Below are 15,685 nucleotides of genomic sequence, written 5' to 3'. Positions count from 1 at the left end.
TCGTTTCCAACTGTTGTCCCCCAGTACAAGGCAGGTTACCCACGCGTTACTCACCCGTCCGCCACTAACTTACATATCGCTAGGCTTCAATGTAAGTCCGTTCGACTTGCATGTGTTAGGCACGCCGCCAGCGTTCATCCTGAGCCAGGATCAAACTCTCATGTTAAAATGGTGTTTGTGTCCTGCCAGTTTTATCTGGCATTGTTTACTGTTAATTCGGGTAGCTTGTCAATCTTTCGATCAACTTGCTTGTTCTTGAATTTCTCTGAAAATCTTGGAATTTTCAGGGTTGCATTACTGTTTATTTGTCAAAGATCATAACCTCTTGCTCCGCAAGAGCTGTGTTGCTTTGCTGTTGTTTTCAGCGACAGCTTTGATAGTTTATCATAACCATTTCTGTTTGTCAACAACTTTTTTCAAGTTTTTTTGACTTTTTACAACAGCCAACGGAGAAGGAGGGATTTGAACCCTCGCGCCGCTATTAACGACCTGCACCCTTTCCAGGGGTGTCCCTTCAACCTCTTGGGTACTTCTCCAGATAGTTGATTCTAATAATCTATATAATTATCGGCGGCACGAATGCCTAGCGGAGAGAGTGGGATTCGAACCCACGCGCCCTTTCGGACAAACGGTTTTCAAGACCGCCTCGTTATGACCACTTCGATATCTCTCCGAATGTGTGTCTTAAGTCTTTGTCATCTGTGTTGCTCACCTGACGACAAAAGCTATTCTAACAAAAAGGTTTGCTATTGTCAACACATTTTTACACAATTTTTATTTTATTTTTTTAAGATGAGAAAAAGCCCATTTTATCACGTTTTTGGGCTTTTCCTCTTTTTGCTGAATACAGTTTTTTCTATGAATTGTGTCTGTTATCATGTAATTGTTACAAATATTCCTACTATTTGCTTTTTACCACTGTCTGCTTTTCCCTGCAAGATACAACTCCCAGTCCGTCATATGATTTTCCATATTAGTGATCAGAACCACTTTGCTGTCATTCTCAGAGTAGGTCACTTCTCTCTGCCACTTGTAAAAATCCGGTCCGTCTCCCAGATTTCTCATATAGCCCATCAGGCGTTTCAGGCAGTAAGCTGTCTCCTTCACATCCGTCAGGCAATCATTGGCATAAAAGTCTTTCCATTTTCCGTGTTCCCGATCCCTCATGGCGCTGTCCGCCGCTTCAAATGCTTCTGCAGCATTACCCAACAGGAAGAAGGCCTTCTTATATTCCTTCCGTTCATATGTTGCAAATGCTTCTGTAAATAAGGTAGCTCCCTGTAGACAATTCCGGTGGATTTTCACCTGCAGCAATACGGAATCTTTCCATAATTCATTTTCCCCAACGGTAAGGCCGCGCTCATACAGACCCTCAAGCTGTTTTCCCGTCTGCAGACATTTTCCTGTAAACCATTCCATCTGTGCAGCAAAGGTATCCTTATGAATACACCAGAACAGTTCTTCCACCGGTTCTGCAGCTCCGTTCTTCATCCAGCTATAGATAAAATCCCTCACAACATAATTATAGAATTGTTCTCCGGCATGCTCATCCTCTTTCTCTCCAAAGGGTAACATAGCCCTCGGATAATCACGAATGCAGTCTTCCATAATGGAAAGCTGCGCAGTATCATTCTCCGCCCCATAGTATTCGGTGACATAACGCTTTCTATGCTCTTCTGCCGACAGAGCATCCTGTTTCCACAGATTAGCAATAAAAGAAAGAGGATATACATGCGGCTTGATATTGGATGCATTGACAAGCCACAGGTCCGTAATTCCATGCCTCAGAGCATCCGTAAGCTCTTTTTCCACGAACTCCATGGAATTAGGCAGCATGGTAATATGGTTGGCCGCCTGTAAATCATAGAAGGATACATGATAATAGGTGCCATGCCGTCCCTTATCTCCTTCCTCCGGCAACGCTGACACTCTGGGGTTATGATTGCCTTGACGTCTGGATACCATCTTGCCGTAACCGTTGTCTGCCCAGATCAGGATCACATCCTCCGGAATCTGCAAACAGCCCTCCCGATATAATTCCAGAATTTCACCGTACAGATTTGTGCAGAACACTGCGTCCGGAATCTGTTCTCTGACCATTGCATATTGTTTCTTCATAATATTGCTGATCAATTCTCCCCGCTTCTCGGAAGTATCAAACGCGGAATCATTTTCCCAGAACGGTACATCGCCCTGTCCCCGGAAGCCAATATTCCAGATGACTTCCTCGTCCTTCTGCCTTTCAACAGCTTCCTGCCAAAGCTTATCGAACAGGTCTCCGTGTTTCAGATAGGAGGGTTTCAGATCCGGATAAGCCCGTAGGAACATTTCCGCTCCCAGTGGTTCCGCATGATGATGTGTAACCATAAGTCCCATATTTGACGCGATAGGAGCGTAAATTCTGGAGTTCTTATCCGTACCAGGGATCACCAGATTGCCACCACAGCGGAGCAGCGCTTCAAACACCATTTCCCATGGATAGTCTTTTGATACGCCGGCTGTCCAATGGCTGATCAGTACTTCGTCATTGATAAACCATCCACGATACCGGATTCTGTCCGGCTCCGAATGGTATATCCCACAGGGGATCTCTACATAAGATTTCACTTCCATCTTCTGATCATTCCAGAACCAGAATGGCAGCACTCCAAGGTAGGTTTCACTAAGGTAATTTAATGCATAGATAAAGGAACGGGCATCCGCTCCGTAGATCGTAATCTCCTGTTCTGTCACTTCCAGCTCATATTGTTCCGGTTTCAGATCTTTTTTGCACAAAATGATCCTGTTTCTATTCTTGACTATGTCAGTCAAAGTCTTTTCCATGTCTCTCCGGAGTCGCTCACAGGCAAGTTCTACGGCTTTTTCTGTTACGGCATCCGAAAGTAAGGTAGTGTTTCTACTTAACTGAAATGGGTTCATGCTCTTCTCCCTCTGTCTGTCATAATGATAGCAACATTATAAAAAAATGGGGTTCTTGTATCAAGATACAAAAAAGCCCGTTTCACTGACAAAATTTGTCTGCAAAACGGACTTTTTGTATTTTCATAATGGTCTGCAGGATTACAGTTTCAGATCATCCAACAGCATCTCTGCGTAGATTCCACCGATCTCTTTTAACCCTCTGGCGATCAGCGATGCGAAATTCACAGCACCGTCATAACGCAGGTGGGTATTATCCTCGGATTTCTCCGGGTGATTCTTATACTCGCCCTCCGGGAAGAACATATACCATCTTCTGCTGTTCTTCTCTCCGGCTTTTTTCAGCTCCATACGGCTCATGCTGTAGAGATCCACCAGAGGAACATTATTTTTCTCCGCGGTCTGCTTCATAGCAGCCACATAATCGGAATGCGCTCCGATCCCCAAGTGTTTCTCATCCATAAAGCATCTGCGCTCTAAGGGAGTGATCAGCACCGGATAAGCGCTATGATCTTTTGCCACACGGATAAAGGTTTCAAGATTCTCCATGTAAGTGGAAAAAGGCTCTGTATATCTGGTGGGATCCTCTTTTTTCTCGTCATTGTGTCCAAACTGGATAAACAGGAAATCTCCTGCACCAATTTTCTCCTCTATGGCTTTCAGTCTCCCCTCGTCCATAAAGCTTTTGGTGCTTCTGCCGTTCTTGGCATGATTGCATACCTGATATTCCGGCTTTACAAATAAAGGAAATACCTGACCAATGCCTGTCTGCGGATAGGTCGTATAGTCATTGGTCTGGACCGTGGAATCTGCAGCCCAAAAAATTCTGTTCATTTCTGCCCTCATTTCTGCGCTTCCCCTGCGCATCTTTTCTTGCGGAATTTGCCCGCAGATACAACACAAGGGAAACCGAAGTTTCCCTTGTCTAAGTCTAAGTACGTGCGAGAAGAAAATCACTCCTTAACAGCGCCGATATTAACACCCTTTACGAAGTATTTCTGCAGGAAAGGATACAGTGCCATGAAAGGAAGGATTGCACATACGATCGCTGCATAGAACAGAGTGTTCTGGGATACCGAATACTGTGTGGTAGGGGTATCACCATCCATGATCATATTACGTAACTGATACTGGAAGTTAACCTGGTCAGGATTGGTAATATAGATCTTAACGGTAGAATAGTCATTCCATACGGTTACTGCGAACATCAGGCCGATGGAAGCCAGAGCTGCTTTGGACAGAGGAAGCACGATCTTGAAAAAGATTCCCATAGGGGAACATCCGTCGATCTCGGCCGCCTCGAACAGGCTGGCAGGTATTCCTTCGAAGAAGTTACGCATCAGTACCAGGTTGTACACGTTCATACCGTGCTTTACCACCAGGATCCACATGCTGTTAACCAGGTGTAACTGCTTCATTACCAGGTACTCGGGGATCATACCACCGGAGAAGATCATGGTAAACAGAAGGAAATATGCGAAGAAGTTACGTCCGGGCATATCAAACTGGATCAGTACATAGCCACCCAGGGTGGACAGGAGCAGACCAAGGAACGTACCGAGCACGGTTGTGATCACGGAGTTGATGAACGGTCTGTAAAGTCTCTGGGTATGAATGATGGTCTTATAGCCATCTAAGGTAAAATCCTCCGGCCACAGTCTGAACTGGTATACACCCACAGCATTGAAGGAGTCTACTACTACCTTCCAGATAGGTACCAGAACCAGGAGGCCGATGAGAATAAATACGATGTAGTTTACAATATCGAATACATGAACCTTTTTCTTAGGTTTACGATAAGCTGTCTTTGCCACGTTTAACACCTCCTATACAATGCCACGGCCACGGGTCTTCTTACTAGCCCAGTTACATATCAGTACCAGTACACAGCCAACCAGGGACTTGAAGAGACCAACTGCTGTAGAGTAACCATAGTTCGGCAGAGCGATTGCGAATGTCTGACGATAAATATAAGTAGAAATAACATCAGATACGCTGTATACCGCATTGTTGTACAATACGAATACGGACTCGAACATATTCATAACCTTAGCAAGGTTCAGGATCAATACAGTGATAATAGTATTGGACAGTGCAGGCAGCGTTACGAAACGCATCTTCTGCATACGGGTTGCACCGTCGATATCAGCTGCTTCATACAGCTCCGGGTTGATACCTGCCAGAGTAGCCAGGAAGATAATGGTTCCCCAACCGGTCTCTTTCCAGATATTGATAATGTAGAAGATCGGTCTCCACCATGCAGTGCTTGCCAGGAAATAAATTCCCTTGGCATCCGGTGCCAGGATGCCCCAGTCACGCAGCAATCCGTTTACCAGACCGGTAGAGGAAGGAGACAGGAACAGGCTGAAGATAGATGCAACTACTGCCCATGACATAAAGTGGGGCAGATATATAATAGTCTGCAAAGTTTTCTTTGCAAAGAGATTTCCCATTTCATTTAAGAAGATTGATACGATAACCGCAGTGAAGGTCGTGATCAATAACTTCATGATACTCAGTTCCAATGTGTTCCTGAATGCACTCCAGAACGCATCGGTCTTAAACATACTGTAAAAGTGCTTGAGTCCCACAAAAGTAGGAGCACCTACGGGCTTGTAATCGTAGAATGCATAACGAATACCAAGCATGGGCCAGTAATACATGATCAAAATAAATATAAATACAGGCAGGAACATTACATAATAGCCTCTGTTATTCCAGATCCGGAGACCCAAAGGCTTGTGACGTACTTCTACGCCGGTGGATGTGGTGATTTTCTTTTTCTTGCTCATACCATCCCTCTTCCTTTCAACTTCATCTCACACATTCTTTTCTCTCTAAAATATCCTGTCCCATGGGCTTTGTATCCCGATGGGACAGGATAATTATATCATATTTTGCAGCTTCCGCTACTCTATTACGGTCTCAATTACTGATTCAGTTCAGCTAAGCACTGATCAATGATACTGCCAACAGTGTCAACGTAGGTCTGCATAGCTGCATCTACATCGCCGCCATCAACTACTACAGAAGTGATAGCTGCCAGCTTAGCATCATAGATGGTACCGGACTCGTTGGTGTAGGTCTCAGAGGTAGGAGACTGAGGAGCATCCTTGCAGTTCTCGGTGAAGAACTTGTTACCTTCTGCAGCCAGGCTGGAGATATCGTTAAAGCCGTTGTCCAGAGAGCAGATAACCAGAGCGGGATCCATAGCGTTCTTCTTCCATACGGAGTTAGGATCGTTAGGAGACTGCTTTAAGTGGAACTGACCATCTTCGTACTCGTAAGACTTCTCTTTGTCAGTACCTGCATTGATGGTGAAGCTTTCAGCCTTGGTAGACCAGTGAACATCCTCTGCACCGTAGGTCCACAGTGTCTGCACCTTGTCACCATCCATCATGGTCTCGATGAATGCATCGAAGATAGCCTGCTCACGGGAATTGTCTCCGTCACCGTCATCAATGATAACCCATACAGGAGCTTCTCTGTTCAGGTAAGCGCCAACCTCAGCGATAGGAGCCAGCTCAACCAGCTTCTCATCAACACCGTTCTTGATCAGGTTATCGGTCAGAGTCTGATACCAGGAACCTGCCCAGTAAGTGAATACACCTGAAGAACCGGTCTGATCGTTAGAGAACCATTTCTCACGAGCGATCTTGGTAGAAGCGGTCAGGGTCTCAGGGTCGATAGCGCCATCCTTGTAAGCCTGCTGTAATCTTAACAGAGCTGCCTTGGTAGCATCGGTCTGGAATCCATCGTACCAGGTACCATTCTCATCCTGCAGGATTGCGGGATAAGAATCCTGCCAGAACTCAGGCAGATAGTTTACATAAGGAGCCTCGTTACCAACGAAACCAGCTGCGATAACGCCATAGGTATCACCGGTTACGCCGTTGCCATCGGGATCTTCGTTGTGGAACTTTAACAGCATGTTGTAGTAATCATCATAAGTCTTGATGTCTTCAGCCTTCAGGCCAACTGCATCTAACCATGCCTGCTTAACGTAGGTAACACATCCATTACCATAGGTAGGAGCGAAACCATACAGATGACCTTCCTCATCCTTCAGGTTCTCGTTGATCTCAGGCAGGATCAGGTGAGACTGGAATTTAGCGTTTGCATATGCTTCGGACATATCCCACAGCAGACCGGTAGGTGCATACTGCTTGAACATATCTGCACTCATGATCATTACATCAGGATAGTCACCGCCTGCGAACAGACGACCTACTGCATCGGTATAACCGGAATGGTCTAACTGCTGGACGTTCATCTTAATAGGATGACCGATTGCTTCGGATACTGCATCATCCCACTGCTGAACGAATTCAGCCTGGCCGTTATCAACGGTTGCGGTCAGAGTACCATTAACTACTACGTTAATCTCCTCCAGATTGTAAGCTTCGGTAGATGCTGCCTCGGTAGAAGCTGCTGCGCTGCCAGTTGCTGCGCTGTCGGTGGATGCTGCAGGAGCATCATTGCTGCTTCCGCATGCTGCTAAGGAAGCTACCATAGCAGATGCTAAAAGTACGGATAATACTTTTCTCTTCATTTCTTTCCTCCCTAAAAATTTGGAATCATGATTTGTCATGGGGTCATTCCCTTGACTTGCCCTCACCTTACCATCCGTCACCGGGAAAAACAAGTTACAATTTTTGCGTTCGGGTGCAAATTTTGACAACCGCTTCCGCAAAGCATTGATTTTACTGCATTCTTTGAAAGTACTTACATTTGATTTTTTTCAATTTGAAAGTGGTTACATCTTGCTTCCTTTGTCAGTAACTGATACAATAGACATAATTTATTAGGTATATTATCTAAAAAAATAGAGCCCCTGGAGTGATCATGAATGATTTTGAATAAAAAAGAAGCCCAGAACGATACAAATTACACAAGCCATAACAGTACTTTAATGCTGAAAATGGTAACCTCTTACAGTATTTTCCTGCTGATCATTCTGGTTTTGTTCATCTTTTTATACCGTTCTACGATAAATAACGCGCGTGATTCTTATGATCAGCAGAACGAGACAACCCTGATCAGCAATGCAGAGCTGTTTGAAAGCGATCTGAATATCATGGAAGTCTATTGCAGACAGCTTCTGCAGAACGACACTTTCCGGAAAGTCATGAATTATGAGAATACCTATTATCCTTTTACGGAAATGGGAAATGAATTGCAGAACTCTCTGGCTACCAATGTATATGCAGAAGCTCTTCTTCCGTTAAAAGAGTCCTTTGTCTATTTTCCGGAGACAGACTATGTATTGAATCCTACTTATTTTATATCCGCAAAGCGGTTCTATAGCTGGATCCAGAAGTATCCTTCTACCGAAAAAGAAATGTGGCGATCCTACATGACGGAACCGGAATACGAGAACCGCTTTCTTCCCATGGATCAGTTCATGCCAAATTACAGCGAAAAATACTATATGTATATCATCGACCTGAACGATCTCTATTATATGGATGCCAATGCGAAGGTCTGCTTTATCTTCGAACAGGATAAGATGGCGGATCTGTTCGACTGTGTTCAGATGGATGGTGATAATTTCCTGGCGGTGACCGCGGAAGATGACTCCACCGTGCTTACGATAAATACTCCGAACAGCATTTCCGCAGAAATGTTGGATTCTCTGGACTTTAATAAGGGCTATGCAGAGGTCCGGATCGATGGGCAGAACTTTACTTTGGGGAAATACGTTTCGGATAACACCAGTTATTCTTACTATTTCAGCTTCCCGCCCTACAAGGCGACCGCCGGATTGGGTGGCACCCAGCTGCTTTTCATCTTTTTTGCCCTGCTGGCATTGCTTACAGGCGGCTGTCTGGTCTATTATTTCTCCCGCCGCAATGTCCGCCCGATCATTGAGCTTGGGCAGGAATTGCAGACCGCTGTGGAAGTACAGAAAAATCTGCAGGAAGTGGTAGACAGTCAGCGTCCGATCATCTGTACCTCCTATGTGAGACAGCTGTTATCCGGTACTGCTACTTCCGAGGATGAAGTTACCTACATGGAAAACTATCTGGGTATTGCGGATTCTTCTTATTATAATGTGTTGTACATCGTCTACTATAATAATTTCGGAGACAATACAGAAATCACTCTCCCCGGCGGCGTGGAATCCATGGAAGAACTGGAAAAGATCATCGAGACAGCACTGGAGAATTTCTTTGGTACACCGCTGTTCTATTTCAGCCCCTCGGACCGTACCTATTCCGTTTTGCTGCACTGCTCAGAGGAAGAAGAAAAGGATCTGATCCTGAAGATCAACAACTGCATCCTGCGTCTGCATGATTATCTGCTGGACACTTACGACATCTGGCTTTTCGCAGGTATCGGACGCAATACGGATTCCCTGATGAATGTATGGGAATGCTACCAGCAGGCCTCCGAGGCTGTCAGCTATACCACGAAGAACTACATTTTCTTCCCGTATGAATTCATTAAAAAGGATTCCAACGTGTTCTATTATCCGCCGGAGATCTCCACGAAGCTGATCCATTTCATCTCCACTGGCAATACTCCGCAGGTACTGGAGCTGTTCAATCTGATCCACCAGGAGAATATCGAGGAACGTACCCTGCCGGTTAACCTGTTAAAATACCTACTGTCAGATATCCGTAACACTTTATTAAAAGCAAGATTTGCACTGCCCCAGGACGCAGATTCCGAAGCTGTAAAGGTACTGGATGAACGTTTCAATGAGCACCTTACCTTCAAATTGTGCGAAGATCTTGCCTTATCCCTGTGTAATCTCTTCGGCAATAAGGAGGATGACAATACGTTATCCGCCACCATTGAGAAATATATTAAGGAAAATTACAAGGACCCTTCCTTAGGGCTTAACAAGATCTCCGATGAATTCCAGATCTCAGAGAGCTATTTCTCCCATATGTTCAAGGAAAAGACCGGAGTCAACTTCTCCACTTATCTGGAGAATATCCGCATGACGGAGGCCGCAAGACTGATCAAGGAGACCGATATCAGTCTGAATGAGCTGTATATTGCTGTGGGATATAATAATTCCAATACTTTCCGGCGTGCCTTCAAGAAGGTATACGGAGTGACCCCCAGTTCCATGCGGGAAAAATAGAACAATCTCTTGATAGAAATGCACAAAGGAACAGCCGGGACATCTTCGGAGGATTTAATCCTCCAGAAATGCCTCGGCTGTTTTCATATCTTCCGGCGTTGTGATCTTAATATTCTGATAAGAAGCCTCTACCAGCTTCACTCTTGTCTCAGTAAACAGTTCCACCACGCTGGCATCATCCGTTACCTGAATGCCCTGTTCCTGCATCCTGGGAAGACGATTTTTCAGTCTCTCGTATGCCTGCAGGATCAGGCTGGTCTCAAATACCTGCGGTGTCTGGATATTCCAGACGGTTCTTCGATCCGGAGTGGACAGGGCAAATCCTTCTCCGTCACTGATCTTTACCGTATCCTTGCTCTGTACCGCCGCCACACAGGCCTGATATTGCACGGCCGCTGCATAGGTATCTTCTAATATCTTCTCTGTCAGAAAAGGTCTGGCTCCATCGTGAATGAACACATATCCGTGCTCATTGGGTACTTTCAACCGTCCGTCAGCAATCAGCTGTAAGGCTCTCCCCACGGACAGATACCGTTCCGCTCCTCCAGAAGTGATAATATTTACTTTGGTAAAATGATATTTTTGCACGATTTCTTCCCGGACATAGGGAATATCCTGCTCTGTCGTCACCAGAATACAGTCATCAATGATCCGGGATTCCTCCACCGCATGCAAAGCATACCAGATCAGGGGCTTTCCTTTTAACGGTAAAAACTGCTTCGCCACCGCCGACTGCATGCGGCTTCCGCTGCCCGCCGCAAGGATAATAGCGGTACATCTGGGCTTTTCCCCATTCTCCTGAGGCTCCTGTCCGTTTTCCATCTCATTTTTCATGCTGTAATCTTCTGTCTCATTTCTGTCCTGTGCTACTCTGTCTACCATATTGTGTCTGTCTTTCCTTGAAGTCTTTTTTCGGTTCTTATCGCTCGCCCAGCTTTAAATTCGGCACCGCATTCAGATCATAACCGCTGCGGACACCCTTAATGTACTCGTAATAGCCGGCCACACCGATCATCGCCGCATTATCGGTACAGAAAATGGGGGAGGGATGATAAAATGCTATGTTACGTTTTCCGCATTCTTCCTCAAACGCTGCCCGCAGGGAAGAATTCGAAGCCACGCCGCCGGCAATGGCAAATTTATTCAGTCCATAAGCCTTCACTGCATGGAGGGAATGGCTCACCAGCACATCTACGACTGCTTTCTGGAAGGAAGCAGCCACATCCGCCTGATTAATCTCTTCTCCCTTCATCTGGCATCCGTTCAGATAGTTCAGCACTGCGGATTTCAGACCGCTGAAGCTGAAATCATATTCATTCTCCGCCACTGCTGCTCTGGGGAAGTGGATGGCATCCGGATTGCCCTCCTTCGACACCTTGTCAATCTTGGGACCGCCGGGATATCCCAGTCCGATGGCACGAGCCACCTTGTCAAAAGCTTCTCCCGCCGCATCATCTCTGGTCCGTCCGATGATCTCATATTCACCGTAATCCTTGACCACCACCAGATGTGAGTGGCCGCCGGACGCCACCAGACAGATAAAAGGAGGCTCCAGTTCTTTATTCTCAATGAAGTTGGCACTGATGTGTCCCTCAATATGATGTACTCCAACCAGGGGAATTCCGGTAGCAAAACTGATTGCTTTTGCCTCAGATACACCCACCAGAAGTGCTCCCACCAATCCGGGACCATAGGTCACCGCAATGGCGGTAATGTCTTCCAGCGTCACATGGGCATCGGCAAGCGCCTGCTCAATGACCTGATTGATCTTCTCGATATGTTTGCGGGATGCGATTTCCGGCACCACACCACCGTACAGGGTATGTAATGCAATCTGTGAGGAAATGACGTTGGAAAGCACTTCCCTGCCGTTTTTCACCACAGAAGCCGCTGTCTCATCACAGGAGCTCTCAATTCCCAGAATATAAATATCTTTTTGTTTTTCTGTCTCTGCCATTTTTCTGCCTACTTTGCTTTTAATTATTCTCCTGCTGTTCCAGACTGTCATTCAACTGATCCGCCGTCTCCCAGCCGTAGATCCTCCATTTGCGGTTTTCATCCCTGCGAAGCAGATATACCAGCATGGTGGAACTCTTTTTTCCGTTTTCCGTCATGCCATAGCCACAGGCAATCCGGGCAAAAGAATATCCGTCTGCTGTATAATAGTCCACATTGGTGCTGGACGCAAGAGAAACACTTGTTATTTTTCTCTTATTGTCCTTATAGTTCTTAACCTCTCCCTGTAATCGGGTCAGATAGGTATCTTCTTCGTTATTTGCCCGGAGTTCCTCATCGAACAGCTGAAGGGATTTCCTGCCCAGTTCCTGAAGCTCCTCCGTGGTACAGTCTTCATTGTAGAAGCATTTGATCAGATCATTGTAATATCTGATTACTTCCTTAGGTGTCGCAGGATAATTATTGGTCAGATCTCTGGAGAGTGCCGTATCCACCTCTGACATAATGGCCTCCTGCTGTTCTGTCCTGCTTTTTCCCGACAGATACGAATAATATCCCACTACCAGGACAATGAGGAAGATCAGAAAAACCGTAATTTTCGTCATCGACGTGTTGTTTTTTTTCATATTTTCCTACTTCCCTTCATCAAAGTTCAATTCCATGGTCCAGCCGTCCTTTGCCGCATAAGCTGCGGGGAAAATCTTCCGGACATCATCCATGAATTCCTCAGGTCTCGTCATAGAAGGGCTGTAATGTGTCAGCCACAGTTTCGGTGCCCCCACTTCTTTTGCGATCTTCGCCGCTTCGTACATTGTCATGTGCTTATGTTCTCTGGCTTTGACCAGCTTGTCGGGTTCGCCATACATTCCTTCCAGAATCAGCAGATCCGCTCCCTGGGCATTCTGACGGATGCTTTCAGTAGGACGGGTGTCTGTACTGTAGGTCACCTTCAGGCCCTTTCGTTCCGCTCCCAGTACCATATCCGGAGTGAAGACTCTTCCGTTTTCCTCCAGAGTCTCCCCCTTTTGCAGACGGCTCCAGAATTTCATGGGGATTTCCTGCTCCAAAGCTCTGTCCTTATCAAATCGACCCGCACGGTCAATCACCATACTGTATCCATAACAGAGCACATTGTGGTTCACTTTGAAGGCTTCCAGACGGAATCCTTCAAAAGAAAATGTCTGGGCATTCTCCGTGATCTCCATGCATTTTACTTCAAAAGGAAGCTCCGGTGCGATCACCCGCAGAGAAGCCACCACTTTGGCAAGTCCCCTGGGCCCGATCAGGAGCAGCGGTTCCGTGCGCTCTGCATTTCCCATGGTCAGAAGCATTCCCGGAAGACCGCTGATATGATCCGCATGAAAATGGGTAAAGCAGATAATGTCGATGGGGTTCGGGCTCCAGCCTTTTTCCCTCATGGCAATCTGGGTGCCCTCTCCGCAGTCGATCAGAATACTTTTCCCGTTATAGCGCATCATCAGGGAGGTCAGCCATCTGTAAGGCAGTGGCATCATTCCTCCGGTTCCCAATAAGCAAACGTCTAACATCTTTCCTCGCAATCTTGCCTAAGCAGCATCTTTTTGTTCTTTCTGTCTATAAAAGCTCTGTCTCCGGCATTTCTTCCACCGGAACGGCAAACGTATGGATCCATTTGTCATAGCAGTCTTCGCACAGGTCAAACTTGTGTCTGAGCCCGTCTTTCCTGCTGAAATAGCCAAATCTCACATCTGCGGCGAAACATCCTTCACGGACGATTTCATTTTCTATTTTCAACTCCTTGCCGCAGCCGTTACAGATTACCTGCTGTAATTTACCGTTTTCTTCTTTTCGCATCCTGTTTCCACCTTTCTGACTGTAAATGTTACCTTTTGACCCTGACATCATTATAATGGATAATCTGCCAAAAAAGTGGTGGTAATACTTGTTAACGGCGCCACATGATCATGGCATCCTCTGTCGGTTTTTCATAAAATTTCGGGCGGATCCCCTCGGAGACAAAACCGAATTTCTCATACAAGCGGATGGCCGGTGCATTGCTCACTCTGACTTCCAGCGTATATGCTGTGATCCCGCGCTCATTACCGAGGCGTAACAACTCTTCCAGCATTTTGCTGCCAATGCCCAGATTTCGATATTCCGGTGCTGTCACCACATTATCGATATTGCCCTCATGAAAACTATCCGTCAAACCGGCGCAGCCTGCGATATGACCATCTGCCTCCGCCACAACATACAGGCAATATTCTCTCGTCAAAAGGCCTCTGAAGTCTTCCGCCGACCATGGCATGCTGAAGGACTCTGCCTCGATCCGGCTCAGTTCTTCGATATCCGTATCCTGTAACTTACGAACTTCTATCTTCATGCCTGTGCCTCTTTTGCAGCCTTCTCCTGTTCCTCTCGCTCCCGCTCTGCCTGGCTCTTACGCAGGTATTCGGGTTCATGCTCCGCTGCGGTCACCGTTCTGCCATGTGCATAGTAGACAGCTCCCAGAGAAGCCACACTGGCAGCACGCTGACGATTATTGGCAGCCGGAGCAAAGGAGCAGGGAACCTTCAGTTTCTGTAAGATCTGTTCCCTGTAGACCGGAACGCCGTCTCCTAAGAAGATCACTTCCCGTCCCAGACGGTTTAATTCCTCCACCAGCTCGTCCACGGCAATAGCGCACTGCTCTTTGATACTGTGCATCACAAGTTGATGTTCTGAGCTTTCCTTTTCCGGGATCTCCTCTTTACAGAACTCATAAATTCCGGTATATACCTGATTCCTTCTGGCATCCATGATGGGACATACCAGCTTGTCCGTTCCCCAGAGGTTAAAAGCCAGTCCCTCCAGTGTCGGGACCTCTACCAGCGGAAGGTTCAGTGCCAGTCCCAGTCCCTTTGCCGTAGCCGCCCCGATCCGAAGTCCGGTAAATGAACCGGGGCCTGCGGAAATGGCAATCGCATCAATGGTATGCAGATCCAGATCGATCATCTGCCGGATCTCATCCAGCATCGGCAATAAGGTCTGAGAATGTGTTTTCTTATAATCTGTGGTGTATTCTGCGATCAGGACGTCATCCTCCACAATAGCAGCACTGGCCACCAGACCGGAACTATCCAAAGCTAATATCTTCATACTGTAGTCCTCTCCTCAATCGTGATCCGGCGGTAATCAAAGCCCTTCTCCAGATCCTTTTCTATGGTCACCTGCCGGTAATGTTCCGGCAGGATCTCTTCGATCAGATTCGCCCACTCGATCAGGCAAAGTCCCTCTCCGTAAAAGCAGTCCTCGTAACCGATCTCTTCCATTTCCTCCACATCGCCGATGCGATAGACATCAAAGTGGTAAAAGGGCATGCGCCCTTCCTCGTAGATCTGCACAATGGTAAAAGTGGGGCTGTTCACCGGCTCCGTGATCCCGAGGCCATCTGCCACGCCCTGTGTAAATACGGTCTTGCCAACCCCAAGATCACCGATCAGCGTGTAGACCTGTCCGGGAAGTGCTTCCCTGCCGATCCGCTGTCCCAGTGCAAAGGTCTCTTCCGCACTGTGGGTCTCTATGATTTCTTTTTTGCATTCTCTGTTATCTGCTGAATCGCCTGTTGTCATTTTCCTTACACTTTCTATTGTTACATGTTATGGTTATGCAGTTACTGTTACTTTTTATAGAATTCGTAACTATTCAGAGCCATGCAAAACTGCGTTCTGCGAATGCCTGCATACAGGCAGATAA

14 protein-coding genes, 2 tRNA genes and 1 rRNA gene (1 of these 17 running past the window's edge) are annotated in these 15,685 nt (G+C 46.6%); 1 reads left to right on the top strand and 16 read right to left on the bottom strand.

The features are described from left to right. From DW835_RS16220 to DW835_RS16185, 8 genes are all read right to left on the bottom strand, one after another. Positions 1–166: ribosomal RNA gene (locus tag DW835_RS16220) — 16S ribosomal RNA — on the bottom strand (it extends 1,400 nt beyond the left edge of the window). A gap of 281 nt (positions 167–447) precedes the next feature. After that, a tRNA-Ser gene (locus tag DW835_RS16215) sits at positions 448–536 on the bottom strand. A 51-nt stretch (positions 537–587) separates the two neighbouring features. Next, a tRNA-Ser gene (locus DW835_RS16210) sits at positions 588–673 on the bottom strand. A 239-nt stretch (positions 674–912) separates the two neighbouring features. After that, positions 913–2,919 (bottom strand): glycosyl hydrolase 115 family protein, encoded by a 2,007-nt coding sequence (locus DW835_RS16205; RefSeq protein ID WP_117467059.1) that lies wholly within the window; start codon positions 2,917–2,919, stop codon positions 913–915. Positions 2,920–3,060: 141 nt separating this feature from the next. Further along, on the bottom strand, positions 3,061–3,753 hold the full coding sequence (locus tag DW835_RS16200; protein WP_117467063.1) for a rhamnogalacturonan acetylesterase: 693 nt from the start codon (positions 3,751–3,753) through the stop codon (positions 3,061–3,063). A gap of 119 nt (positions 3,754–3,872) precedes the next feature. Further along, entirely contained in the window at positions 3,873–4,733 is an 861-nt protein-coding gene (locus tag DW835_RS16195; RefSeq protein ID WP_117467057.1) for a carbohydrate ABC transporter permease, read from the bottom strand. Between the two features lie 12 nt (positions 4,734–4,745). Next, entirely contained in the window at positions 4,746–5,711 is a 966-nt protein-coding gene (locus tag DW835_RS16190; RefSeq protein ID WP_117467055.1) for an ABC transporter permease subunit, read from the bottom strand. A 137-nt stretch (positions 5,712–5,848) separates the two neighbouring features. After that, a complete protein-coding gene (locus tag DW835_RS16185; RefSeq protein ID WP_117467053.1) occupies positions 5,849–7,471 on the bottom strand; it encodes an ABC transporter substrate-binding protein in 1,623 nt (540 codons plus the stop codon). Positions 7,472–7,768: 297 nt separating this feature from the next. Here DW835_RS16185 and DW835_RS16180 point away from each other — a divergent pair, with 297 nt between their 5' ends. After that, complete coding sequence (locus DW835_RS16180) at positions 7,769–10,015, top strand: helix-turn-helix domain-containing protein (protein WP_118731425.1); 2,247 nt, start codon at positions 7,769–7,771, stop codon at positions 10,013–10,015. A 54-nt stretch (positions 10,016–10,069) separates the two neighbouring features. Here DW835_RS16180 and ispD read toward each other — a convergent pair whose 3' ends face one another. From ispD to tsaE, 8 genes are all read right to left on the bottom strand, one after another. After that, on the bottom strand, positions 10,070–10,897 hold the full coding sequence (ispD, locus tag DW835_RS16175) for a 2-C-methyl-D-erythritol 4-phosphate cytidylyltransferase (RefSeq protein WP_347559399.1): 828 nt from the start codon (positions 10,895–10,897) through the stop codon (positions 10,070–10,072). Positions 10,898–10,934: 37 nt separating this feature from the next. Next, the gene (gene tsaD / locus DW835_RS16170; protein ID WP_022312450.1) at positions 10,935–11,972 is read right to left on the bottom strand and encodes a tRNA (adenosine(37)-N6)-threonylcarbamoyltransferase complex transferase subunit TsaD; all 1,038 of its coding nucleotides are present in this window, start codon (positions 11,970–11,972) and stop codon (positions 10,935–10,937) included. 19 nt (positions 11,973–11,991) lie between these two features. Next, on the bottom strand, positions 11,992–12,597 hold the full coding sequence (locus tag DW835_RS16165) for a DUF6715 family protein (RefSeq protein ID WP_022312449.1): 606 nt from the start codon (positions 12,595–12,597) through the stop codon (positions 11,992–11,994). A gap of 6 nt (positions 12,598–12,603) precedes the next feature. Next, positions 12,604–13,518 (bottom strand): ribonuclease Z, encoded by a 915-nt coding sequence (locus DW835_RS16160; RefSeq protein ID WP_117467048.1) that lies wholly within the window; start codon positions 13,516–13,518, stop codon positions 12,604–12,606. Between the two features lie 46 nt (positions 13,519–13,564). Continuing rightward, the gene (locus DW835_RS16155; protein ID WP_118505389.1) at positions 13,565–13,804 is read right to left on the bottom strand and encodes a hypothetical protein; all 240 of its coding nucleotides are present in this window, start codon (positions 13,802–13,804) and stop codon (positions 13,565–13,567) included. Positions 13,805–13,895: 91 nt separating this feature from the next. After that, the gene (gene rimI, locus DW835_RS16150; RefSeq protein WP_118731424.1) at positions 13,896–14,333 is read right to left on the bottom strand and encodes a ribosomal protein S18-alanine N-acetyltransferase; all 438 of its coding nucleotides are present in this window, start codon (positions 14,331–14,333) and stop codon (positions 13,896–13,898) included. After that, the gene (gene tsaB / locus DW835_RS16145; RefSeq protein WP_118539865.1) at positions 14,330–15,088 is read right to left on the bottom strand and encodes a tRNA (adenosine(37)-N6)-threonylcarbamoyltransferase complex dimerization subunit type 1 TsaB; all 759 of its coding nucleotides are present in this window, start codon (positions 15,086–15,088) and stop codon (positions 14,330–14,332) included. Before tsaB ends, rimI begins: the two co-directional genes overlap by 4 nt. Further along, complete coding sequence (tsaE, locus tag DW835_RS16140) at positions 15,085–15,561, bottom strand: tRNA (adenosine(37)-N6)-threonylcarbamoyltransferase complex ATPase subunit type 1 TsaE (protein WP_022312444.1); 477 nt, start codon at positions 15,559–15,561, stop codon at positions 15,085–15,087. The genes tsaB and tsaE overlap by 4 nt, the downstream gene beginning before the upstream one ends. Positions 15,562–15,685 lie beyond the last annotated feature (124 nt).

Source organism: Clostridium sp. AM34-9AC (genome assembly GCF_003480225.1).
GTDB lineage: Bacteria > Bacillota > Clostridia > Lachnospirales > Lachnospiraceae > Acetatifactor > Acetatifactor acetigignens.
This window is presented reverse-complemented; position numbering and strand designations above follow the sequence as displayed.

Coding starts and splice junctions, on each gene's coding strand:
- DW835_RS16205 (WP_117467059.1), bottom strand. CDS start 2,919: ATGAACCCATTTCAGTTAAGTAGAAACACTACCTTACTTTCGGATGCC.
- DW835_RS16200 (WP_117467063.1), bottom strand. CDS start 3,753: ATGAACAGAATTTTTTGGGCTGCAGATTCCACGGTCCAGACCAATGAC.
- DW835_RS16190 (WP_117467055.1), bottom strand. CDS start 5,711: ATGAGCAAGAAAAAGAAAATCACCACATCCACCGGCGTAGAAGTACGT.
- DW835_RS16185 (WP_117467053.1), bottom strand. CDS start 7,471: ATGAAGAGAAAAGTATTATCCGTACTTTTAGCATCTGCTATGGTAGCT.
- DW835_RS16180 (WP_118731425.1), top strand. CDS start 7,769: ATGATTTTGAATAAAAAAGAAGCCCAGAACGATACAAATTACACAAGC.
- ispD (WP_347559399.1), bottom strand. CDS start 10,897: ATGGTAGACAGAGTAGCACAGGACAGAAATGAGACAGAAGATTACAGC.
- tsaD (WP_022312450.1), bottom strand. CDS start 11,972: ATGGCAGAGACAGAAAAACAAAAAGATATTTATATTCTGGGAATTGAG.
- DW835_RS16165 (WP_022312449.1), bottom strand. CDS start 12,597: ATGAAAAAAAACAACACGTCGATGACGAAAATTACGGTTTTTCTGATC.
- DW835_RS16160 (WP_117467048.1), bottom strand. CDS start 13,518: ATGTTAGACGTTTGCTTATTGGGAACCGGAGGAATGATGCCACTGCCT.
- DW835_RS16155 (WP_118505389.1), bottom strand. CDS start 13,804: ATGCGAAAAGAAGAAAACGGTAAATTACAGCAGGTAATCTGTAACGGC.
- rimI (WP_118731424.1), bottom strand. CDS start 14,333: ATGAAGATAGAAGTTCGTAAGTTACAGGATACGGATATCGAAGAACTG.
- tsaB (WP_118539865.1), bottom strand. CDS start 15,088: ATGAAGATATTAGCTTTGGATAGTTCCGGTCTGGTGGCCAGTGCTGCT.
- tsaE (WP_022312444.1), bottom strand. CDS start 15,561: ATGACAACAGGCGATTCAGCAGATAACAGAGAATGCAAAAAAGAAATC.